Source organism: Amycolatopsis sp. NPDC004169 (assembly GCF_040610315.1).
Classification (GTDB): Bacteria; Actinomycetota; Actinomycetes; order Mycobacteriales; family Pseudonocardiaceae; genus Amycolatopsis.
Genome location: NZ_JBEXMD010000013.1, coordinates 127,595 through 148,733, shown reverse-complemented (window position 1 = coordinate 148,733; position 21,139 = coordinate 127,595). Strand labels below are relative to the sequence as shown.

Annotated in this window: 17 protein-coding genes; 4 read left to right on the top strand and 13 right to left on the bottom strand. The window is 72.8% G+C overall.

The window, feature by feature from the left end; genetic code table 11:
- Positions 1-7: 7 nt before the first annotated feature.
- Positions 8-1,732: an arginine--tRNA ligase gene (gene argS, locus ABZX11_RS19905; RefSeq protein WP_354914768.1), complete on the top strand. Its 1,725-nt coding sequence runs from the start codon at positions 8-10 to the stop codon at positions 1,730-1,732.
- 12 nt (positions 1,733-1,744) lie between these two features.
- Positions 1,745-2,131 (top strand): PPOX class F420-dependent oxidoreductase, encoded by a 387-nt coding sequence (locus ABZX11_RS19900; RefSeq protein ID WP_176171775.1) that lies wholly within the window; start codon positions 1,745-1,747, stop codon positions 2,129-2,131.
- On the opposite strand, the gene ABZX11_RS19895 is transcribed toward ABZX11_RS19900, so the two are convergent.
- Positions 2,106-2,744 (bottom strand): TetR/AcrR family transcriptional regulator, encoded by a 639-nt coding sequence (locus ABZX11_RS19895; protein WP_354914766.1) that lies wholly within the window; start codon positions 2,742-2,744, stop codon positions 2,106-2,108. The genes ABZX11_RS19900 and ABZX11_RS19895 overlap by 26 nt on opposite strands.
- A 62-nt stretch (positions 2,745-2,806) precedes the next feature.
- Between ABZX11_RS19895 and ABZX11_RS19890 the strand changes: the two genes are divergently transcribed.
- On the top strand, positions 2,807-3,520 hold the full coding sequence (locus tag ABZX11_RS19890; RefSeq protein ID WP_354914764.1) for an SDR family oxidoreductase: 714 nt from the start codon (positions 2,807-2,809) through the stop codon (positions 3,518-3,520).
- Positions 3,521-3,698: 178 nt separating this feature from the next.
- Here ABZX11_RS19890 and proB read toward each other — a convergent pair whose 3' ends face one another.
- From proB to ABZX11_RS19865, 5 genes are all read right to left on the bottom strand, one after another.
- The gene (proB, locus tag ABZX11_RS19885; protein WP_354914762.1) at positions 3,699-4,808 is read right to left on the bottom strand and encodes a glutamate 5-kinase; all 1,110 of its coding nucleotides are present in this window, start codon (positions 4,806-4,808) and stop codon (positions 3,699-3,701) included.
- A complete protein-coding gene (obgE, locus tag ABZX11_RS19880) occupies positions 4,805-6,262 on the bottom strand; it encodes a GTPase ObgE (protein ID WP_354914760.1) in 1,458 nt (485 codons plus the stop codon). The genes proB and obgE overlap by 4 nt, the downstream gene beginning before the upstream one ends.
- A gap of 109 nt (positions 6,263-6,371) precedes the next feature.
- A complete protein-coding gene (gene rpmA, locus ABZX11_RS19875) occupies positions 6,372-6,629 on the bottom strand; it encodes a 50S ribosomal protein L27 (RefSeq protein WP_176171780.1) in 258 nt (85 codons plus the stop codon).
- Positions 6,630-6,671: 42 nt separating this feature from the next.
- A complete protein-coding gene (gene rplU, locus ABZX11_RS19870; RefSeq protein WP_086678418.1) occupies positions 6,672-6,986 on the bottom strand; it encodes a 50S ribosomal protein L21 in 315 nt (104 codons plus the stop codon).
- A 165-nt stretch (positions 6,987-7,151) separates the two neighbouring features.
- Positions 7,152-10,088 carry a translation initiation factor IF-2 N-terminal domain-containing protein gene (locus ABZX11_RS19865; protein ID WP_354914758.1) on the bottom strand — a complete coding sequence of 979 codons (2,937 nt, stop codon included), beginning with the start codon at positions 10,086-10,088 and terminating at the stop codon, positions 7,152-7,154.
- A gap of 549 nt (positions 10,089-10,637) precedes the next feature.
- On the opposite strand from ABZX11_RS19865, the gene ABZX11_RS19860 reads away from it, so the two are divergent.
- A complete protein-coding gene (locus tag ABZX11_RS19860; protein ID WP_354914756.1) occupies positions 10,638-12,059 on the top strand; it encodes a S8 family serine peptidase in 1,422 nt (473 codons plus the stop codon).
- A 133-nt stretch (positions 12,060-12,192) separates the two neighbouring features.
- Here ABZX11_RS19860 and ABZX11_RS19855 read toward each other — a convergent pair whose 3' ends face one another.
- The 7 genes from ABZX11_RS19855 to ABZX11_RS19825 all read right to left on the bottom strand — a co-directional run bounded on the left by ABZX11_RS19855 (position 12,193) and on the right by ABZX11_RS19825 (position 21,051).
- Entirely contained in the window at positions 12,193-13,014 is an 822-nt protein-coding gene (locus ABZX11_RS19855) for an ABC transporter permease (protein WP_354914754.1), read from the bottom strand.
- Position 13,015: 1 nt separating this feature from the next.
- On the bottom strand, positions 13,016-13,819 hold the full coding sequence (locus ABZX11_RS19850; RefSeq protein WP_176171784.1) for an ABC transporter permease: 804 nt from the start codon (positions 13,817-13,819) through the stop codon (positions 13,016-13,018).
- Positions 13,819-14,775, bottom strand: coding sequence for an ABC transporter ATP-binding protein (locus ABZX11_RS19845; protein ID WP_354914752.1), 957 nt, complete (start codon positions 14,773-14,775; stop codon positions 13,819-13,821). The genes ABZX11_RS19850 and ABZX11_RS19845 overlap by 1 nt, the downstream gene beginning before the upstream one ends.
- 30 nt (positions 14,776-14,805) lie before the next feature.
- Positions 14,806-18,078 carry a phosphodiester glycosidase family protein gene (locus tag ABZX11_RS19840; RefSeq protein WP_354914871.1) on the bottom strand — a complete coding sequence of 1,091 codons (3,273 nt, stop codon included), beginning with the start codon at positions 18,076-18,078 and terminating at the stop codon, positions 14,806-14,808.
- A 126-nt stretch (positions 18,079-18,204) separates the two neighbouring features.
- Entirely contained in the window at positions 18,205-18,918 is a 714-nt protein-coding gene (locus tag ABZX11_RS19835; RefSeq protein WP_354914750.1) for a maleylpyruvate isomerase family mycothiol-dependent enzyme, read from the bottom strand.
- Between the two features lie 52 nt (positions 18,919-18,970).
- Entirely contained in the window at positions 18,971-19,381 is a 411-nt protein-coding gene (gene ndk / locus ABZX11_RS19830; RefSeq protein WP_176171787.1) for a nucleoside-diphosphate kinase, read from the bottom strand.
- 122 nt (positions 19,382-19,503) lie between these two features.
- On the bottom strand, positions 19,504-21,051 hold the full coding sequence (locus ABZX11_RS19825) for an alkaline phosphatase D family protein (protein ID WP_354914747.1): 1,548 nt from the start codon (positions 21,049-21,051) through the stop codon (positions 19,504-19,506).
- Positions 21,052-21,139 lie beyond the last annotated feature (88 nt).

The following is a 21,139-nucleotide window of genomic DNA, read 5'->3' as shown; positions in this document are numbered from 1 at the left end:
GGACACCGTGCAGCAGACCGCCGACGTCACCGAGGAGCTGGCGCGCCGCGTGGTGACCGCCGCCGGCCGGGCGCTGGACGTCGAACTGACGCCGGAACAGGCGCTCGTCCAGGCGTCCCCGCGCGAGGGCGTCGACTACCAGGCCAACCTCGCGATGAGCCTGGGCAAGCAGCTCGGCCGCCCGCCGCGCGAGGTCGCCGCGCTGATCGCCGGGGCGCTGGTGCTGGACGGGATCGCCGATCCGCCGGAAGTGGCCGGGCCGGGTTTCCTGAACTTCGTGCTGCGCACGGAATGGCTGCAGGCGCGCACCGCCGCGCTGCTCGGCGATCCGCGTCTCGGCGTGCCGGAAACCCCCGCGCCCCGCCGGATCGCGCTCGACTACAGCAGCCCGAACGTCGCCAAGGAAATGCACGTCGGGCACCTGCGCTCGTCCGTGATCGGCGACGCCCTCGCCCGGCTGCTGCGGTTCGCCGGCCACGAAGTACTGCCGCACAACCACCTCGGCGACTGGGGCACGCCGTTCGGCATGCTCATCGAGCACCTCCTCGACGTCTCCGCCGGGCAACGCACGATCGCCGACCTCGACGCCTTCTACCGCGAAGCACGCCGGAAGTTCGACAGCGACGAAGCGTTCGCGACGCGGGCGCGCACGCGCGTCGTCAAGCTGCAGAGCGGCGACGAAGAGACCCTCGCCGTCTGGCAGGAGCTCGTCGACGAGTCGACCCGGCACTTCGACGAGGTCTACGACCTGCTCGGGATTTCCCTGACGACCGAGGACATCTACGGGGAGAGCTTCTACAACCCGTACCTCGCCGCGGTCGTCGACGACCTCGAAGCCGCCGGACTGACCGAGGTCAGTGACGGCGCGATCTGCGTGTTCCCCGAAGGGTTCCGCAACCGCGAAGGCGACCGGCTGCCGCTGATCGTCCGCAAGCGGGACGGCGGCTACGGGTACGCGGCCACGGACCTGGCGACCGTCCGGTACTGGACGGCCGAGCGCGGCGCCACGGACCTGCTCTACGTCGTCGGGGCGCCGCAGGCGCAGCACTTCGCGATGCTGTTCGCCGCCTGCCGCGCGGCGGGCTGGCTGACCGGGCACGCGGAGCACATCGGCTTCGGCACCGTGCTGGGCGCGGACGGCAAGGCCATGCGGACCCGGGCCGGCGAGACCGTCAAGCTGGCCGACCTGCTCACCGAAGCCGTGACACAGGCCGCGGCTGTCGTCGCCGAACGCAGTGAACTCGATGCGGCGGGGCAGGCGGAAGTCGCGCGGGCGGTGGGCATCGGCGCCGTCAAGTACGCCGACCTGTCCGGTGATCGCGAACGCGACTACGTCTTTGCGTGGGACCGGATGCTGGCCAAGGAGGGCAACACGTCGGTGTACCTGCAGTACGCGCACGCGCGGACGCAGTCGATCCTCCAGAAGGCGGGCGGGGCGCCCGGCGGCGCGGAGATCCTGTTGGAAGCGCCGGCGGAACGGGCGTTGGCCTTGAAGCTGCTCAGGTTGGGCGAAGCGGTGAAGGCCGCGACAGCCGCGTACGCGCCGCACAAGCTGTGTACTTACCTGTACGAAACGGCCGTCGCGTTTTCCCGGTTCTACGACGATTGTCCGGTCCTGAAGGCCGCGACGGAGGAGCTGCGCGCGTCACGGCTGAGGTTGACTACGCTGACGTCGAACACGCTTGCGCTCGGGCTTTCGCTGCTCGGGATCGAAGCGCCCGACCAGCTCTAGCGGGAGACCACTGTGGAACTGCCCGGCGACCTGCTCACTCTGCTGCGCGCGCCCAGCCTGTGCTTCCTGTCGACGCTGATGCCGGACGGCTCGCCGCAGCTCACCCAGACCTGGGTGGACACCGACGGCACGCACATCCTCGTCAACACCGTGCTGGGCCACCAGAAGCAGCGCAACATCGCGCGTGACCCGCGGGTGGCGCTCAACGTCGCCGACCGCGAGCGGCCGTCGCGCTACTACGCGATCCGCGGGCGGGTCATCGACACGACCGAGGACGGCGCCGTCGAGCACATCGAGGCGCTGGCGCAGCGCTACCTCGGCGGCCCGTACCCGTGGTGGGGCGGGCGCGACCAGACGCGGTTGCTGCTCACGATCAAAGCGGACCGGATCGCGTCGTGATCCTCGACGCGTTACCGGAGGCCGAGTCGGTCGAGGCGCCCTGACCCGCCAGTAGCGCCACCAGTTCGCCGGCCAGGCCGCGGCCGATCGGCTCCCGCGTCGCGAGGAGCCGGTACCAGAGCGTGCCGAAGACGACGTCGATGATCGTGCCGGGAGCGACACCGGCCGGCAGTTCGCCGCGCTCGCGGGCGCGGTCCACGATCGTGCCCAGCGCTTCGCGGCGGCGGTACAGGAAGTCCTCGCGGAAGCGGTGGCCGAACTCCGGGTCGATCTGCGCCTGCGCCATCAGCGCCCGCAGCGTGTCCGCGACCTGGTTCTTCTCCCCCAGCTCGAACGTGCTGTCCAGGAAGTGCCCGAGGTCGGCGCGGAACGAGCCCGCGTCGGGGATCGGGATCTGCAGGTCCGCCTTCGTCGCGAGCGCGTCGAGGAGGACGTCGGCCTTCGACGGCCACCAGCGGTAGATCGTCTGCTTGCCGACACCCGAACGCGCCGCGATGCCTTCGATCGTCAGTGCGCCGTAGCCGGCCTCCGCGACCAGGTCGAGCGTCGCGGCGAGGATCGCCAGCCGGCTGTGCTCGCTGCGCTTGCGGCCGGGGCGGGACTGGTCGGTCATGGCATCCGATGGTAGCGTCGAATTCGAAACGAGACGTACCGGTTCGAAATGGGGAACAAGACATGAGCATCGCTCTCGTGGCCGGCGGCACCTCGGGCATCGGCCTGGCAACCGCGCGGCGGCTGCAGCAGCGGGGATACGACGTCCACGTCACCGGGCGCGACAAGGCGCGCCTCGACGACGTCGCTTCGAGCGATCCGGAACTGACCGGGCACCAGGCCGACGGCGGCGACGCCGAGGCGATGGCCACGCTGGCCGGAACGCTGGGGACGGTCGACGTGCTGGTGGTGAGCCTGTCCGGCGCCGAGGGAATGGGGCCGATCGACGCGCTGGACCTCGCGGTGCTGCGGCAGGCGTTCGACGCGAAGTTCTGGGCGCACCTCACGACGATCCAGGCGGTGCTGCCGCACCTGGCCGCGGACGGGTCGATCACGCTGCTCAGCGCGATCACGGCCCGGGCGGCGATGGCCGGCACCGCGGGCATCGGCGCCATCAATGCGGCGGTCGAAGCGCTGGTCAAGCCCCTGGCGGTGGAGCTGGCGCCGCGGCGGGTCAACGCGGTGTCGCCGGGCGTGGTCGACACGGCGTGGTGGAGCGGCTTCCCGGACGAGGTGCGCGAAGGGTTCTTCGCGCAGGCGGCGGCTTCACTCCCGTCCCGCCGCGTGGCGACGGCGGACGACGTGGCGGAGGTGGTGACGCTGGCGGCGACCAACCGGAACCTGACCGGCACGGTCCTGGAAGCCGACGGCGGCGCCCGCTTGGTCTCGCTGGGCTGAGTACGGCGGCGCTTTCGGCCGGAGCGCCGGCCACAGGCGGGTATCACCCGTGATCCCAGGCGGATCTCGGGTGATCGAAGCCGGATCTCGCGTGATCAGAGGCGGGTCTCGCGTGATCGGGGAGGCATCACACGTGATTGAGGGGGCATCACGCGTGAGGGGAGGGTCGACACGGGGGTCAGCGGCGGAGGGGGACCAGGTCGTCGGCGTGGACGACCTCTCTCCGCTGCTCCTCCGGGAGCTCGGGGGTCGAGCGGCCGATCAGGTCCGGGAGCTCGGTGGCGTCGAACGCCACCACTCCGCGGGCCACCGGACGGTCCTTGGCGTCCACCAGGTCGACCACGTCGCCCGCCTGGAATTCGCCGTCCACGCCGGTGATCCCGGCCGCCAGCAGGGACCGGCGGCGGCGGACCACCGCCGTCACCGCGCCGTCGTCGAGGCGGAGCTTGCCCGTCGTGTCCGCCGCGTAGCCCAGCCAGAACCTGCGGGCCGACAGGCGGGTGTCCGCCGGGGCGAACGCCGTTCCGGGGGACGCCGACGTCAACGCCGCCGAAGCCTCCGAAGCCGCCGCCAGCAGCACCGGGATGCCCGCTCCGGCCGCCGTGCGGGCGGCCGCGAGCTTCGAGACCATGCCGCCCGTTCCCAGGCCCGAGCTGGACATGCCGACCGAGATTCCGTCCACATCGGACTCCGAGAGGACCTCGGTCAGCTTGCGGGTGGCGCCGCTGCGGGGGTCACCGTCGTACAGGCCGTCCACATCGGACAGCAGGACCAGCGCGTCGGCGCCGATCAGGTGGGCGACCAGGGCCGCCAGGCGGTCATTGTCGCCGAAGCGGATCTCCTCGGTCGCCACCGTGTCGTTCTCGTTGACCACCGGGACCGCGCCCAGCGCGAGCAGCCGCGAGAACGTTCGCTGCGCGTTGCGGTAGTGCGACCGACGGACGACGTCGTCGGACGTCAGCAGCACCTGCCCGACCGTCAACGAGTACCGGCCGAACGACTCGGCGTACGCGTGCGCCAGCGCCAGCTGCCCGACGCTCGCCGCCGCCTGCTGCGTGGCCAGGTCACGCGGGCGCTTGCCCAGCGAGAGCGGGGCGAGGCCGGCTCCGATCGCGCCCGAGGACACCAGGACGATCTGGGTTTCCCGGGCGACGCGCTCGGCGATCGCGTCGACCAGCGCGTCCAGCCGGGCCGCGTCGAGCCCGCTGCCCGCCGTCGTCAAGGCCGACGAACCGACCTTGACCACCAGCCGGCGGGCCGACGCGATCGCTTCGCGGGTGCCGCTCACGCGTCGAGGTCCAGCTCGTCGTCGTCCTCGCCGGTGCCGTCGCGGCGGATCCGGCGGGCTTCCTTGCGCTCGGCCGCGCCGACCCGGTCGGTGCGCTCCAGCCGCACGTCGGTGCCGCGCCCGGACAGGTGGACCGCCACCGAAGGCGTCGACGGCTCCCACTCGAACTGGACGTCGCCGATCGTGACCGGGCTGCCCGGCCGCGCGCCGAGCTTCGCCAGCTCGTCCTCGACGCCGAGGCGGTTGAGCCGGTCGGCGAGGTAGCCGACGGCCTCGTCGTTGCCGAAGTCGGTCTGGCGGATCCACCGCTCCGGGCGCGCGCCGCGGATGATGAACGCGCCCTCCTCCTCCGGGTCGACCTCGACGGTGAAGCCGGAGTCGTCGACGGCCAGCGGCCGCAGGACGATCTTCTCCGGCTCCAGCACCGGCTGCGCCTCGCGGTACTTGTCGACGATCGCGGCCAGCGCGAACGTCAGCTCGCGCAGGCCCTTGCGCGAGGCCGTCGAAACCTCGAACACCTGCAGGCCGCGGGCCTCGAAGTCGGGGCGGACGAACTCGGCGAGCTCGGCCGCCTCCGGGACGTCGATCTTGTTGAGGACGACCACGCGCGGACGTTCTTCGAGCTTGCCGCCCAGGCTGGGCGTGTACTTGGCGAGCTCCTCCTCCAGCGCGTCCACATCGGACACCGGATCGCGACCCGGCTCCAGCGTGGCGCAGTCGACGACGTGCACCAGCACCGCGCAGCGCTCGATGTGACGGAGGAAGTCCAGGCCGAGGCCCTTGCCCTCGGACGCGCCGGGGATCAGGCCGGGCACGTCGGCCATCGTGAACACCGTGTCGCCGCCGGTGATGACGCCGAGGTTCGGCACCAGCGTGGTGAACGGGTAGTCGGCGATCTTCGGCTTGGCCGCGGACAGCACCGAGATCAGCGACGACTTGCCGGCCGAGGGGAAGCCGAGCAGGCCGACGTCGGCGACCGAGCGCAGCTCCAGGGTGAGGCTGCGGGCCTCGCCCGGCTCGCCCAGCAGCGCGAACCCGGGGGCCTTGCGGGCCTTCGACGCGAGCGCGGCGTTGCCGAGGCCGCCGCGGCCGCCCTGGGCGGCGACGAACGTGGTGCCCGGGCCGATCAGGTCGGCGACCATCTCGCCGTCCTCGGTGAACACGACGGTGCCGGACGGCACCTTCATCACCAGCGTCTCCCCCGCCGCACCGGCCCGGTTGCTGCCCTGGCCCATCTTGCCGTTGCCGGCCTTGGCGTGCGGGCGGAAGTGGAAGTCCAGCAGCGTGTGCACGTTCGGGTCGACGACCAGCAGGACGTCACCGCCGTTGCCGCCGTTGCCGCCGTCGGGGCCACCGAGGGGCTTGAACTTCTCGCGGTGCACCGAGGCACAGCCGTTGCCCCCGTCACCGGCGGTCAGGTGGATGACCGCGCGGTCCACGAACCGGGACGCCATGACTCTGCCTCACTTCACTAGCCGAAAAGGGTATGCACAAAACAAACGAGGGGTGGCACCGGATATTCCGGCCCCACCCCTCGTCAGAGGTCTAGATCGAAGCCAGGACTCAGGCTTCGACCGGCACGATGTTGACCGTCTTGCGGCCACGCTTCTCGCCGAACTTGACCGCACCGGCGGCCAGGGCGAACAGCGTGTCGTCGCCGCCACGGCCGACGTTCACGCCGGGGTGGAACTTGGTGCCGCGCTGGCGGATCAGGATCTCGCCGGCGTTGACTTCCTGGCCGCCGAAGCGCTTGACGCCGAGGCGCTGCGCGTTCGAGTCACGACCGTTGCGGGAGCTGGACGCACCCTTCTTGTGAGCCATAGCTCAGTCCTCTTTCTGCAAAACGAAGATCCGGAGAAACCCTTACAGGGAGATGGCGGTGACCTCGACGCGGGTCAGCTTCTGCCGGTGACCCTGGCGCTTGTGGTAGCCCGTCTTGTTCTTGAACTTGTGGATCCGGATCTTCGGACCCTTGGTCTGCTCGACGACCTTGCCGGTGACCGAGACCTTCGCCAGCGCGTCGGCGTCCGTGGTGACCTCGCCACCGTCGACGTACAAAACGGCGGGGAGGATGTGCTCGGTGCCCGGCTCGCCCTCGAGCTTCTCGACCTCGACGACGTCGCCGACGGCCACCTTGTACTGCTTGCCGCCGGTCTTGACGATCGCGTACGCCGACACGGAAGTCTCCTGCATTACTCGACAATGGGTGGGGGCTCCGCGCGATCGGCCCACCTGATGGAACGGCGGTCCTGGACTCGCGCAGGCGACCTGCTCTGGTGGCAGGCCGTACTACAGGTTACGTGGGGTGCCCCGGTGCGTTACCACCGGGGTCCCCCTAGTCTTTCACTGGCTCTGGTCGGAGGCGTGCACCGGCGGGCCCGCGGGCCGCGACGCCGCCCGGCGCGGACGGCGCCGGGTGGAGCGCACGGCCGGTTCGGGCACGCTGACGTCGACGACCGGCTCCACGGCGTCGGTCACCGGCTCCTCGGCCGGTTCCGGCGCCGGGGAGACCTCGACCTCGGGTTCCTCGTCCTGCGGGACCGGGGTCTCGTCGGCCTCGGTGGTCACCGGGGTGCCAGCGACCTCCTGGGCGGGCTCGGCGGGCGGCTCGGCCGTCACCGGCGTCTCGTCCGCCTCCGTGGTCGCCGGGACGTCCGCGACCTCCCTGGCCGGCTCCGGGGCGGGCCCGTTGCCGTTCAGCGCGCCGTGGTCGTGCTCCTTGGCGGCCTTCGAGGCGTTCGCCATCGCCGCCACCGCCGAAGCGATCGACTCGCGCTTCTCGGGCGGCGGGACCGCGTGCACCTCGGTCTTGGCGGCTTCGGCCGGCTCCTTGGCGGCCTCCTCGGCCTTGCCACGGCCCCGCGACCGGCGGGAGCTCTTCTCCCCGCCGCCGTTGCCGCCACCACCGTTGCCGTTGCCGCCCTGGTTGTGGCCGCCGTGGTTGTGACCACCGCCACCACCGCCACCGGCGATGCGCTGCGGCTCGGTCGAGACGATCACGCCCCGGCCCTTGCAGTGCTCGCACGGCGTCGAGAACGCCTCCAGCAGGCCGGTGCCGATCTTCTTGCGGGTCATCTGGACCAGGCCGAGCGAGGTGACCTCGGCGACCTGGTGGCGCGTGCGGTCCCGGCCGAGGCACTCGGTGAGCCGGCGCAGCACCAGCTCGCGGTTGGACTCGAGCACCATGTCGATGAAGTCGATGACGATGATGCCGCCGATGTCCCGCAGCCGGAGCTGGCGGACGATCTCCTCCGCCGACTCCAGGTTGTTGCGGGTCACCGTCTCCTCGAGGTTGCCACCCGATCCGGTGAACTTGCCGGTGTTGACGTCGATCACCGTCATCGCCTCGGTGCGGTCGATGACCAGGTAACCGCCGCTCGGCAGCCAGACCTTCCGGTCGAGCGCCTTGGTGATCTGCTCGTCGATCCGGTGGTCGGCGAAGGCGCTGCCGGTGCCGGTGTAGCGCTTGAGGCGCTCGGTGAGCTCCGGGGCGACGTGGCTGACGTAGCCGTTGATCGTCTCCCAGGACCGCTCGCCCTGGATCTCCAGCTTGGTGAAGTCCTCGGTGAAGAGGTCGCGCACGACCTTGACCAGCAGGTCGGGCTCTTCGTAGAGCATGGTCGGCGCGCCGCCCTTCTTGGCGGAACCCGCGGCGGCCTTCTCCTTGATGACGTCCCACTGCGCCTTCAGGCGGTCGACGTCCCGGCCCAGCTCCTCCTCGCCGATGCCCTCGGAGGCGGTGCGGATGATCACACCCGCGTCTTCCGGGACGATCCGCTTGAGAATGTCCTTCAGGCGGCGGCGCTCGTTCTCCGGCAGCTTGCGGGAGATGCCGGTGGCGCCGCCCGCGGGGACGTACACCAGGAAGCGGCCGGGCAGCGAGATCTGCGTGGTCAGCCGGGCGCCCTTGTGCCCGACCGGGTCCTTCGTGACCTGGACCAGCACGGAGTCGCCGGTGGACAGCGCCTGCTCGATCTTGCGGGCCTTGCCCTCCAGGCCGGCGGCGTCCCAGTCGACCTCGCCGGCGTACAGCACGGCGTTGCGGCCGCGGCCGATGTCGATGAACGCGGCCTCCATGCTCGGCAGCACGTTCTGGACGCGGCCGAGGTAGACGTTGCCGACGATCGAGCCGGAGCCCGACTGCGTCACGAAGTGCTCGACCAGCACGCCGTCCTCGAGCACCGCGATCTGCGTGGAGTCGCCGTGCTCGGCGACGACCATCGTGCGCTCGACCGACTCGCGCCGGGCCAGGAACTCGGCCTCGGACAGGATCGGGGCGCGGCGGCGGCCCGCCTCGCGGCCGTCACGGCGGCGCTGGCGCTTGGCCTCCAGCCGGGTCGACCCGCGGACGCTGCGCACCTCGTCGCGCGCCGGGCGCTCGGGCTGCTCGGCCTTCGCCTGGCGGACGTGCGTGACGGTGTTGGGCGGGTCGTCGGTGGCCTCGGCGTCCTCGCCGTCCGAGCCCTTGCGGCGACGGCGGCGACGGCGACGGCGGCTGCCGCCTTCGCCCTCGTCGGCGTCGCTCTCGGCGTCCGCGGAAGACTCAGCGGTCTCCTCGGCCTCTTCGGTGTCCGCTTCGGGCTTTTCGTCGCTGTTGCGGCCCTTGCGGCGCGGCTGTTCCTCGGCCTGGTCGTCCTCGGTTTCGGCGGTGTCTTCGCCGCCCTCGGCGCCCTTGCCGCGGCCCCGGCCGCGACGGCCGCGGCGGCGGCGACGGCGGCTGCCGGCGTCGTCGCCGTCCTCGTCGGCACCGGCGTCGGCGCCCGGCGTGGTGTCTTCGACCTCTTCTTCGGCGGCGGCCTCGGGCTCGGGGCGCGACGGCGGCTCCGCGAACGGGTCGGCCGGCTTGCGGGCCGGCTTGACGGCGACCTCGGCCGGCTCCGGCGGCAGGAAGACCGGCGAGGGGGCGGCGAACACCGGCAGGTGCGCGCGGGTCTTCTGCCGCGGCCGCGGCTTCTCGGCCTCGGCGACCGGCACCTCGGGCACCGAGGGGCGGGTCTCGGCGGGCTGCTCGGCCGGGGTGTTCCCGGTCTCACCGGCGGGCTCGGCCGGCGCGAAGGCCTCGGCCACCTTGAGCGCCACGTCCCTGGTCACGCTCGACTGCGCGCTGCGCACGCTTTCGCCCAGCTCGGCGAGCTTGGCGAGGACGTCCCGGCTGTGCGACTCCAGCAGCTTGGCCAGCGCGTGCACCCGGATCCGGGCGGGCAGGTCGGCCAGCGGGCCGCCCGTGGGTGTGGCGGGATTCCCGCCGGTGTGCTCGGCGGGTGTTTCCGCGTTCGACATGTGTCTCCTCCGCCCCCGGGCGCGTCTGCCGGTTCGCACCGGCAGGGACGCGGCCGCGCAGGGGCCCCTTTCTGTTCGTTCCGCCGTGGTGGTCACCAGCGGCGGGAATCCTTGCCCGACAACCGGACGTCGCACCGGCTCTCCGGTGACGCGCAACCCGGTCAAAGGTCTGCTCGGCGGCGTGCGTGCGTGAGGCATTCGCGGCCCCCGACCGCCCGCCACGTCGTCCAGCCGCCCGGTTCACGGGCGGCGACGCGCGCCGCGGGAGTTCACGCACATCACCGGGCCACAACGCCGCAGGCAGCACCTCTCACGTGCGCCCCGCGGCCCAGCGGCCACCCCGAGTATCCCACACCGGGTGACCACTCCGGTGTACTCGGTACCTCCCGCAGGCACCCGGGCGTGCCGTGGCGCTCTCACTCGCCCCACCGCCGGGGGAACTTCGCCGCAGCGCTTGTCCGCGGAGCACCGGGTGGCTACGGTGCGGCTCGGGGTGCCCGGGTTCTCGCGCGCCGGCACCCGCGGTTCCTGCATCCGGTGGGAGGTCCGGTGTCCCTGCTGGCGCGGCCCCTGCGGGCGGCCGTGTGCACCGTCCTGGTGCTTTCGGGATGCGTCACCGCCGGCCCGGCGGCGGCCGACCCCGGCTGCGCCCACGGCCGGGCCCTGCGGTACGTCGTCACCTTCGACCGCGGCACGACCGAAGCCGCCGCCCGTGCGGAAATCGGCGGTGCCTGCGGCGCCGCCACCGTCTACTACCCGCAGATCGCCGTCGCGGTCGCCACCTCCGGCGACCCGGATTTCGGTACCCGGATCGGGCCGGACCGGGCGTTCAGCGCGCAGGCCGAGCGGCTGGCCGCGCAGCGCGCCGCCGAGGTCAAGCCGCAGCCCGCGCGGGCCGCGCTGCCCGTGACCGATCCCGCGCGGGTGCCGGCCACGGACCTGAGCGGGCAGCAGTGGGACATGCGGATGATCGGGGCCCCGGCCGGCCCGGACACCTCGCCCGGCCGCCGTGACGTCGTGGTCGGCGTGCTGGACTCCGGGATCGACCCGGACCACCCGGACCTGGCCGGCGCCTTGGACCGCGACGACTCCGCCGGCTGCCTGACGGGTGCACCCGACCGGTCGCCCTCGGCGTGGGCCCCGACGACGTCGGTGCACGGGACGCACGTGGCCGGGATCATCGCGGCGACCGGCGACGGGCACGGCGTGACGGGTGTGGCCCCCGGGGTGCAAGTGGCGTCGGTGAAGGTGATCGACGACCGGGGTTACGCCGATCCCGAGGCCGCGGTGTGCGGGCTGATGTGGGCGGCCGCCCGGCACATGCGGGTGACCAACAGCAGCTTCTTCGTCAACCCGTGGTCGCTGTCGTGCATCCGCGGCCACGACCGCGGGGTGGTGCACGAGGTGCTGGCCCGCGCGGTCGAGTACAGCACGTCGGCGGGGACGCTGAACGTGGCGGCGGCGACGAACGAGGCGGTGGACCTGACGCCGTCGGCGCGCTCGGGGGCGCGGGGGGCGAGCAGCGGGTGCGAAGCCCTGCCGGCCGGGCTGCGGGACGTCGTCGCGGTGTCGGCCGTCGGCGCGGACGGGGTGAAGGCGGGGTACAGCTCGTACGGACTGGGCGTGATCGACGTCACCGCCCCGGGCGGCGAGACGGGCGAATGCGTCCTCTCGACGGTGCCGGGCGGGTACGCGCCGCTGTGCGGGACGTCGATGGCCGCGCCGCACGTCACCGGGGTGCTGGCGCTGCTGGCGTCGGCGGCCCCGGAGGCCCGGCCGCGGCAGCTGCGGCGGACGCTCGAGGCCCAGGCGACGCCGATGCCCTGCCCGGCCGACTACGACCTGACCGGGGACGGGCTGCAGGACGCGTACTGCGCGGGGTACGAGGGGTACAACGGGTTCTACGGGCACGGGATGGTGCACGTCCCGCCGTCGGGGGTGCCGTCCGGACGGCCCGACCCGGCCCGCTGACCGGCCACGGCTGGTGCGGGAAGCCGGATCTCGCGTGCTTGTGGCCGGATCTCGCGTGATCGGAGGCGGATCTCGCGTGATCGGGCGCGTCACACGCGTGACTGGCGGGGCATCTCGCGTGATCGGCGGGGCATCAGGTCAGGAGGAGCTTGGCGATCCGGCGGGTTGATGCCCACAGGCCCAGTGCGCCCAGGACCAGCAGGTACGCCAGGTTGATCAGCATGCCGCCCGAGAGCAGGCCGGTGGCCAGGCCGCGCATCAGCTCGATCGCGTGGTAGAGCGGGAGGCAGCGGACCACCCACTGCAGGGGTTCCGGGTACACCGACAGCGGGTAGAACGTCGTCGCGAAGAGGAACATCGGGGTCAGGCCGAGCTGGATGTAGTCGAACTGGGCCGTCGAGCGCAGGAACGTCACCAGTGCCATGCCGATCGCCGAGAACGCCAGGCCGACCAGCAGCGCCGCCGGGACCATCAGCAGCGCCCACCACGAGGCCAGCAGCCCCATCGCCGCCGCGATCGCGAGGAACGCGACCGCGTAGATGCCGCCGCGGGTGATCGCCCAGCCGATCTCGCCCAGAGCCACGTCGAGCGGGCCGATCGGGGTGGCCAGCATCGCGTCGTAGAGCTTGGCGTAGCGCAGCTTGAAGAACAGGTTGTACGTGGATTCGAACACCGCGCCGTTCATCGCCGACGTCGCCAGCAGCGCCGGCGCGACGAAGGCGACGTAGCTCATCGGCTGCCCGTCCGGGCCCGCGACCGCGGTGACGAGCTTGCCGAAGCCCAGCTGGAAGGCCAGCAGGTAGAGGAACGGCTCGACCGCGCCGGACAGGAAGATCAGCCAGCTGCCGCGGTAGACCATCACCGAGCGTTCGACGATCATGCGGGCGCGGCCCGCGTACAGCCCGGGCGGCAGGATGCGCAGGAACAACCCGGCGCGGGTTTCGACGGTCGTCACGTCAGACCACCAGCCTCCGGTAGAAGGCCCGGTGCGCGAGCACCCACCCGGCCGCGAACAGGGCCGCCAGCACGGCGAAGTGACCGAGCATCGCCCAGCCGCCGACGCCGCCGATGCTCACGCCGCGGGCCAGCTGCGAGCCGTGCCACAGCGGCGAGAGCCAGGCCAGCCAGCGGATCGCGCCCGGCAGCTGGGAGATCGGGAAGAACGTGCCGGAGAACAACGTCATCGGCATCACCACGAACCGGAAGATCAGCCCGAAGCGCTGGCCTTCGTCGAAGGTGTGCGCGGCGAGCGCGCTCATCGGCGTGGTGCAGGCGAGGCCGGTGACGGTGCCGGCCAGGATCACCAGCAGCACGCCCGGACCGGTCCACGCGCCGAAGAACAGCGCGACGAGGGCGTAGATCGCGCCCGCCAGCGTCAGCCGCAGGGCCGACCAGATCAGGTGGCCGCCGAAGACCTGGCCCGGCGAGACGGGCGTGGCGGTGACGGCGAGGTACTCCTTCTGCCACTTGAACCCGGAGAGCACGGGGTAGCTCGACTCGCCGACGGCCTGCTGCGCGGCCCCGGCGGCCAGCAGCGCGGGCGCGATGTACTGCAGGTAGGACAGGCCGCCGGTGACCGCGCCGGGCCGCACCTGCGAGCCGAACCCGAGCCCCATGGCGGCGAGGAAGAGCACCGGCTGCAGCCCGGTCGAGTACAAAGTGGACACCCAGTGCCTGCGGTACCAGGTCCAGCGCCCCTCGACCAGCAGCCAGGCGCCGGTCCACTTGCCGACCACCCGGCCGGTCGAGATCGTCGCCATCAGTCCACCAGCGTCCGGCCGGTGAGCCGGAGGAACACGTCCTCCAGCGAGCTGCGGCGGACCAGGCTCGACACCGGCCGCACGCCGCGGGAGTGGGCCCGCTCCAGCGTGTCCTCGCCGTCGTCGCTGTACAGCAGGACCCGGTCCGGGAGCACCTCGACGCGCTCGACCAGGCCCTCGGCCTGCTGGGCCGCCGCGACCTGCTCCCCGGGGGCGAACCGCAGCTCGACCACCTCGCGCGTCGAGTACCGCCGGATCAGCTCCGCCGGCGAGCCCTCCGCCGCGATGCGGCCGTGGTCCATCACCACCAGCCTGTCGCACAGCTGCTCGGCCTCGTCCATGTAGTGCGTGGTGACGATCAGCGTCGTGCCCTGGGCCTTGAGCCGGAACAGCCTGTCCCACAGCAGGTGGCGGGCCTGCGGGTCGAGGCCCGTCGTCGGCTCGTCGAGCAGCAGCAGCTCCGGGTCGTTGACCAGCGAGCGGGCGATCGTCAGCCGCCGCTTCATGCCGCCGGAGAGCGGGTCCACCTTGTCGTCGGCCCGGTCGCTCAGCTGCGCGAACTCCAGCAGCTCCGCGGCCTTCCGCCGCGCCGCCGCGCGCGACAGGCCGAAGTAGCGGCCGTAGATCAGCAGGTTCTCCCGGACGGTCAGCTCGACGTCCAGGTTGTCCTGCTGCGGCACCACGCCGAGCCGAGCGCGGATCCGCGGGCCGGCGATCTCCGGGTCGAGCCCCAGCACGCGGAGGTCGCCGTCGGTGCGGGGTGACACGCACGCGATCATCCGCATCGTCGACGACTTGCCCGCACCGTTCGGGCCGAGGAAGCCGAACGCCTCCCCGCGCCGCACCTCGACGTCGATCCCGCGCACCGCCTCGAACTCGCCGAAGCGCTTCACCAGTGCCTTGGCCTGCACCAGTGCCGGTTCCCGGTCCTCCGTATCGTCCACGCTTCGCACCATAGGACCCCCCACCGACAAAAACCGAGCGGATTACCCGCCTACCGTCACCACCAGTGTCCGCGACACCCCGTTGACCTGCACGGACAGCCGCGCCACCCCCGGCCGCAACGCCGTCAGGACACCCGAATCGGGGTCGAACGCGACGACACCCCGGCCGACCGTCCAGTCCGCGCTCACCGGGTAGGCCACCGGCACGTCCCGCGTCCCCTGGCGCACCGAAGCACGCACCGGAGCGCGCTCCCCCGGCGCCATCGACGACGGCCCGGTCAGCGTCAGCGCGTCGACGTTCGGCCGCGTTTCGAACCGCACCGGCTGGTCCCGGTCGGCCGGGTCCACGCGCAGCAGCGTCCAGCCGACGAAGCCGCCGTCGCCGGGTGCGGCCGCGGGCGCCTTGCCCGAGTTGCCGTTGACCAGGTACGGCACGCCGTCGACCCGCGACAGCGAGAACACGCCGGCGTGCGAAGCCACCGAAGCCGCGGGCTTGCCGGACGCCTGCTCGAACCCGGTCAGCCACTGCGTCAGCAGCTTCGCTTCCTTCCGGTCGCCGAGCTGGGAGTTCCCGGTCGGGCTCGGATCGCTCACCGGGTGGTGCATGGCGACGACGACCCCGCGGATCGACCGGTCCGCGGCCGCGGAGTCCAGCGCGGTGCGCAGCATCCGGACCTGGTCGAACCCGCCCGCGCGCAGCGAGCCGCGGGAGGAGTCCAGCAGCACGAGCCGGATGCCGTGCACGTCGGCGACGCGGTGGGTGACCCCGAACGCGGCCTGGAAGTTCGCGAGCCCGTTGCCGCCTTCGGCCTCGTGGTTGCCCGGCAGGTAGTACCAGGGCACCAGCTCGCCCAGCTCTTCGGTGATCACCTGCCTGGCCAGCACGAAGTCCGGCGCCGTGCCGCGGTCGACGAAATCGCCGTTGAGCAGCACCAGGTCCGGTTTCGCGGCGACGGCTTCACGCAGTGCCCGGCGGGCCTGGGCGACCAGCGGCCCGGCCGGGTCGTCCGCGGTGAACTGCGCGTCGCTGACCACCGCGACCCGCAGGCCGCCGGTCAGGACGCCGTCGGTGACCAGGGCCGGGTCGTGCGGGGCGGGGTCGGCGGGCACGGCGGTCGTCGGCGCGACTTCGAAGGTCAGGTCGTCGAACACCAGCCGGCCTTCGTACTGCTGGTCCGGCACGTTCTCGACGGCGTAGAAGCGCGCCAGGCGCTGGCCCGCGGGCAGCCCGGCGGGGATCGCGGCCGTGACGTACCGCCAGCCCGTCCAGTCCACGCTCAGCGAAAGGTCCACAATGGACGCAACGTTGGCCGCGTCCCGCAGTTCCGCCCGCAGCCACGCCCCCTTGCCGTCGCCGTCGACCCACAGCCCGAGCTTCTGCGTGCCCGCGGGGACGGCGAGCGGCGTGGACGGCGTCACGTAGGCCGCGCGCGTCGCGGTCGTGCCGGTCAGCCGGTAGTCCAGCGCGAGCCCGGCGCCGCCGTCGCGGCCGGGTGCCGCCGACAGCGCCGCGCCGACGACCGCCGGGTACACCGTCGCCGTCCAGCCCGCCGGGCCGTCCAGCGGCGACGCCACCTGCGCCACCGTGCCGACCGACGCGGCGAGGTGGGTGGTCAGGCCGGCCGCCGAAGCGGTGATCGCCGAAGCCCCGGACGCGGTCAGCGCCGTCACCTCGTAGCCGTCGCCCGCCGGCACGACCTTCACCACGGAGTGGTCGTAGTCGAGCTTGACGTCGTCGGGCTCGAGCCAGGTGCCGTAGCCGTCGGCGTCGTAGCCGTAGACCTTGAACGTGCTCTTCGCGCCCACGGCCGACAGCGCGACCTGCTCGGTGCTCGTCCCGAGCCGGATCGCCCTGCCCAGCACGGAAAGCGTCGTCTTCCCCGAGGCGCGACCGGCCCTCGCGACGACGTCGACGCGGCCCGCGCCGTGCCCGGTGACGACCCCGTGGGTCACCGTCGCCCGCCAGGGCGCCGAAGTGCTCCAGCGCGGGTCGGCGGCGACCGCGGCGCCGGTTTCGTCGTGGCCGTCGGCGACTAGGTGCCGGGTCAGGCCGGTCAGCACGCGGTCCGCGCCGTCGGCCGCCACCGCCGGGGCCGGCGCGAAGCCCGTGAGCCGGCCGCTGCCCGGCACGGTCGCGAAGCCGATCCCGTTGGGCACCAGGCGTTCCCCTCCGTCGGACGGCGCGTTCCGGACACTCGGTGCGGCTTCGCCTTCGGTGCGCGCCAGGAGGGTCGACGACCCGCCGCCGTCGAGGTTGATCGCGTCGTCGGCACCGAGGCTCTTCATGTGCCGCGCGAGTTCGAGCTCGGTCATCCCGCGGCTGTCGGCCTGCCGCCCGTCCACGGTGGCCAGCCACAGCTTCCGGCCGTCGGCGGAGAAACCGACCGCGGTCCGCGGGTGCATGGCGACGTCGTCGACCGGCTGCACGACGCCGTCGCGCAGCAGGACTTCGTTGCCGCCCACGGCGACCGCGATCTTCCCGGCGTCCGAACGCGGCGCGTAGGTGACGGCCACCGGGTCACCCGGCTTCACCGCGGCGAGGGCGTCCGCGCCGGCTTCGCGGGCCAGGAGCAGTGTCGTGCCCGCCGCGATCGGGCCGGCCGCGGGCTGCTCGCGCGTGGCGGTGACGACGCCGTCGCGCAGCTCGACCTCGCGCACCCGGGACGCACCGGCGACCGACGTCTGACGGCCCGACGCGCCCCACAACGGCGTGTAGACACCGATCGCGTCCGTGCCGAGGACCGGGCTGTTGAAGTTGGTCGCCCGCACGGTCCCGCCGGGCAGCGTCACGCTCGCTTCGAGGAAGACCGAAGCCAGCTGCGCCTTCCCTGCGTCGGTGATCGATGCGGTGAGGTTGTGCCCGGCGGCGGGCGCGGTCTGCAGCTGCCCGCGGTCGATGCCGACGCCGATCGGCGCGCCGGTGGCGTTGATGTCGAAGAAGTCGCCGTTGACGCCGGCCACCGCGCCCGCCCGGGTGACCTGCTGCGACAGCGGCGTGCGCGCGGAGACCGTGCCGGGGCTCAGGTACGTCGGCTTCAGCACCCTGCTGCCCAGGTCGACGGACAAGGTGTCGCCGCGGATCCAGCCTGCCGGGTCGAACCGGTCGAACTGGGTCAGGTTCAGCCCGGGCGCGACCTCGGTGGTCGCGCTGCCGGTGACCAGGCCGTCGTCGGGGTCGGCGGCGGCGAAGACGCTCGGGCCTTCGTGGGCCGAAGATGCCGCGGGCGCGGCCTCGACCGGCGGCGTGCCGAGCGGAGCATCCAGGCGATCGGCGGGGACGGCGAACGCCGTCGCGAACAGGGCAACGAGCGGCAACGCGATGCGTGACTTCTTCACCAGGTACCCCAGTATCGAGTGAGAGCGATCCGCACCAGCACAGCGCAGCGGCACGGCCGGCGGAAGGCTTCCCGGTGAACGCCGCCTGAATGGTCTAGAACACCCTCACGGGGTCAGCGGTGCGGCGAGCAGCGCTTCCGCGGCCTCGCCGGTGATGCGCGGGTCCGGCCCGGTGCGCTTCCACAGGCGCAGCAGGAGATCGCGCGCGGGCGCTTCGACGGTCGCGCCGTCCGGAACGGCCGGGCCGAGCGCGGGCGGCTCGCCGGGGTGCACGGTCCAGACGTCACCGGTGTCGGTGGCGCGCAGGGTGACCGGCCCGGACAGCTGTGGCACGGCGTGCCAGCGCGTCACGCGCGGCAGCATCGCGCCGAGGACCTCGTCGACGCCGTCCGCGGCGACGGCCGGGTCGAGCACGTGGCCGCTGCCCGAATCGGCAAGGTGGACGGCGGTTTCGTGAACCTGGCGGCGGAACCAGAACGCCTTGGTCTTCCCGGTGCCGCCGAAGTGCCAGCACCGGTCTTCCGGGACGGCTTCGGCGAGCGCATCGAGCAGGATTCCGGCGCTCTCGGCGTACCAGGGGGCCAGCTCGGCGTCCGGTTGCCGCTCGAAGTCCTGCGGGCGGGCTTCACCCGTGGTGACGACGGTGGCGGCCCAGCGGTGCACGTTGCCGAGGTGGGTGCCGAGGGCGGCCAGCGTCCAGCCCGCGCAGTCCGGCACCTTCGCCGCCGGGTCGCCGGTACGCAGCCGCTCGGCGAAGGCACCGGTCAGCTCGCGCAGCACGGGCAGGTACTCGCGGGCGGGGAACGGCATGGTCGTCATGGGGTCTCCCGGGAGAACCGGGGCCGCGCGGAGGGCGCGGCCCCGGCGCCGATCACAGGTCGGGGAACCAGAGCTTCAGCTCGCGCTCGGCCGACTCCGGCGAGTCCGAGCCGTGGACCAGGTTGTACTGGGTCTCCAGCGCGAAGTCGCCGCGGATGGTGCCCGGGGTGGCCTTCTCGACCGGGTCGGTGCCGCCGGCCAGCTGGCGGAACGCGGCGATGGCCCGCGGGCCCTCGACGGCGAGCGCGACCAGCGGGCCCGAGGTGATGAACTCCAGCAGGTCGCCGAAGAACGAACGCTCCTTGTGCTCGGCGTAGTGCTCCTCGGCCAGCGCCTGCGGAACGGTCCGCAGCTCGAGGGCGGCGAGCTTGAGGCCCTTGCGCTCGATCCGCGAAACGACCTCGCCGACGAGGCCGCGCGCGACGCCATCGGGCTTGACCAGGACCAGCGTGCGTTCAGTCACGACGGTACTTCTCCTCAATGATCTTTTCGGGGGTCCGGGTGGCGAAGCCCCCGGCTCGGGGCGAGGCCCCGGATGTCCCTTGTACGTGTGGTTTCGGTGCGCGTGAGCGTAGCCGACCCTGCTCAGCGGCCTTGCGGGTGCAGTGTCTTCGACCACAGCGACGCCCCGGTGGCGTCCCGGAGGTCGACGGTCAGGTCGCCGCTCGCGCCGTCGACGTTCAGCTCGCCGAAGTGCTGGAAGCCGTCGATCGGGGCCGTGTTCGCCGCCGGCGGGGCGTGCACGAACACCGCCTGCGGGCCGAACGTCGGGTCCAGGGTGTTCGGCCCGAACGCGCCCGCGTTCAGCGGCCCGGACACGAACTCCCAGAACGGGTCGAAGTCCTGGAAGGCCGCCCGGTCGGGTGAGTAGTGGTGCGCGGCGGTGTAGTGGACGTCCGCGGTCAGCCAGACGACGTTGCGGACGCGGCGGCGCTGGATCTCCCGCAGCACCCACGCGAGCTCGGTCTCGCGGCCGCCGGGCGCGCCCGGCAGGTTGTTCGCGACGGCTTCGATGTCGGCGCCGTCCGGGACGACCAGGCCGAGCGGCATGTCGGCCTGGACGATCTTCCAGGTCGCCGTGCTGCGGCCCAGCGCGTCGGCCAGCCAGCGGGCCTGGGCGTCACCGAGGATGTAGCCCGGCTTCGTCCGGTCGGCCGTGTTGGCGTTGCGGTAGGTCCGCATGTCGAGGACGAAGACCTCGACGCGCGAGCCGTAGGTGAAGCTGCGGTAGACGCGGCCGTCGACGGCCCGGCGCGAGTCGATCGGGTGCCACTCGTGGAACGCCTGGTACGCCCGCGGCGCGAGGACGTCGACGCGCTTCTCGGTGTAGGCCGGGTTGTCGATGATCTTGCCGGGGTACCAGTTGTTCAGCACCTCGTGGTCGTCCCACTGGACGTACGACGGGACCTGCGCGGCGAAGCGCTTGAAGTTGTCGTCGAGGCGGTTGTAGGCGTGCTGGCCGCGGAACTCGTCGAGGGTCTCGGCGACCTTCGACTTCTCCGGGGTGACGACGTTGCGCCAGGTCCGGCCGCCGGGGAGGGTGACGGTCTCGGTGAGCGGGCCGTCGGAGTACACCGTGTCGCCGCTGTGCAGGAACAGGTCCGGGCAGCGGGCGGCCATCGCGGAGAAGATCGTCATCCCGCCGAGGCCCGGGTTGATGCCCCAGTTCTGGCCGACGACGTCACCCGACCACAGGATCCGGGCGTCGCGGCGGCCCACCGGCGCGGTGGCGAACCGGCCGGTCAGCGGCTCGCTCGTGGCGCGGCCGTCGAGAGCTTCGGCAGTGACGCGGTAGTGGTAGTCGGTGCCGGGCGCCAGCGCGGGGACGCGCACCCGGCCGGTGCCGCCGCTGTCCGGGCCCACCAGGGGGCCGGGCACGCGGCGGGCGTGCCGGAACGACGGGTCCCGCGCGATCTCGACGACGAGGCGCGACGGCCGGTCCGCGCGGGACCAGACGATCGCCGAGCCCGGGGTGACGTCGCCGGACTGGACGCCGTGGGTGAGCACCGGCCGGTCGCGGCGGACGAGCGGGACCGCGGCGAAAGCCGAGGACGGCGCGACGAGGCCGGCGGCGACCGCGGAGGCGCCGGTCAGCCCGGCCTTGATGAGGGTGCGGCGGGAGTGTTCGGTCATGCGCGGTTTCTATCCCGCCGCGGCCAACACCGGCTTGCGCGCGGGTGAACGGATATCGGGGGATTTCCCCCATCCCCGCGGTCATCGC

What these genes read in the sequence shown, in the direction of transcription:
- ABZX11_RS19895 (WP_354914766.1), bottom strand. Translation starts at nt 2,744, where the DNA reads ATGACCGACCAGTCCCGCCCCGGCCGCAAGCGCAGCGAGCACAGCCGG.
- ABZX11_RS19890 (WP_354914764.1), top strand. Translation starts at nt 2,807, where the DNA reads ATGAGCATCGCTCTCGTGGCCGGCGGCACCTCGGGCATCGGCCTGGCA.
- obgE (WP_354914760.1), bottom strand. Translation starts at nt 6,262, where the DNA reads ATGGCGTCCCGGTTCGTGGACCGCGCGGTCATCCACCTGACCGCCGGT.
- rpmA (WP_176171780.1), bottom strand. Translation starts at nt 6,629, where the DNA reads ATGGCTCACAAGAAGGGTGCGTCCAGCTCCCGCAACGGTCGTGACTCG.
- ABZX11_RS19865 (WP_354914758.1), bottom strand. Translation starts at nt 10,088, where the DNA reads ATGTCGAACGCGGAAACACCCGCCGAGCACACCGGCGGGAATCCCGCC.
- ABZX11_RS19850 (WP_176171784.1), bottom strand. Translation starts at nt 13,819, where the DNA reads ATGGCGACGATCTCGACCGGCCGGGTGGTCGGCAAGTGGACCGGCGCC.
- ABZX11_RS19845 (WP_354914752.1), bottom strand. Translation starts at nt 14,775, where the DNA reads ATGGTGCGAAGCGTGGACGATACGGAGGACCGGGAACCGGCACTGGTG.
- ABZX11_RS19835 (WP_354914750.1), bottom strand. Translation starts at nt 18,918, where the DNA reads ATGACGACCATGCCGTTCCCCGCCCGCGAGTACCTGCCCGTGCTGCGC.
- ABZX11_RS19825 (WP_354914747.1), bottom strand. Translation starts at nt 21,051, where the DNA reads ATGACCGAACACTCCCGCCGCACCCTCATCAAGGCCGGGCTGACCGGC.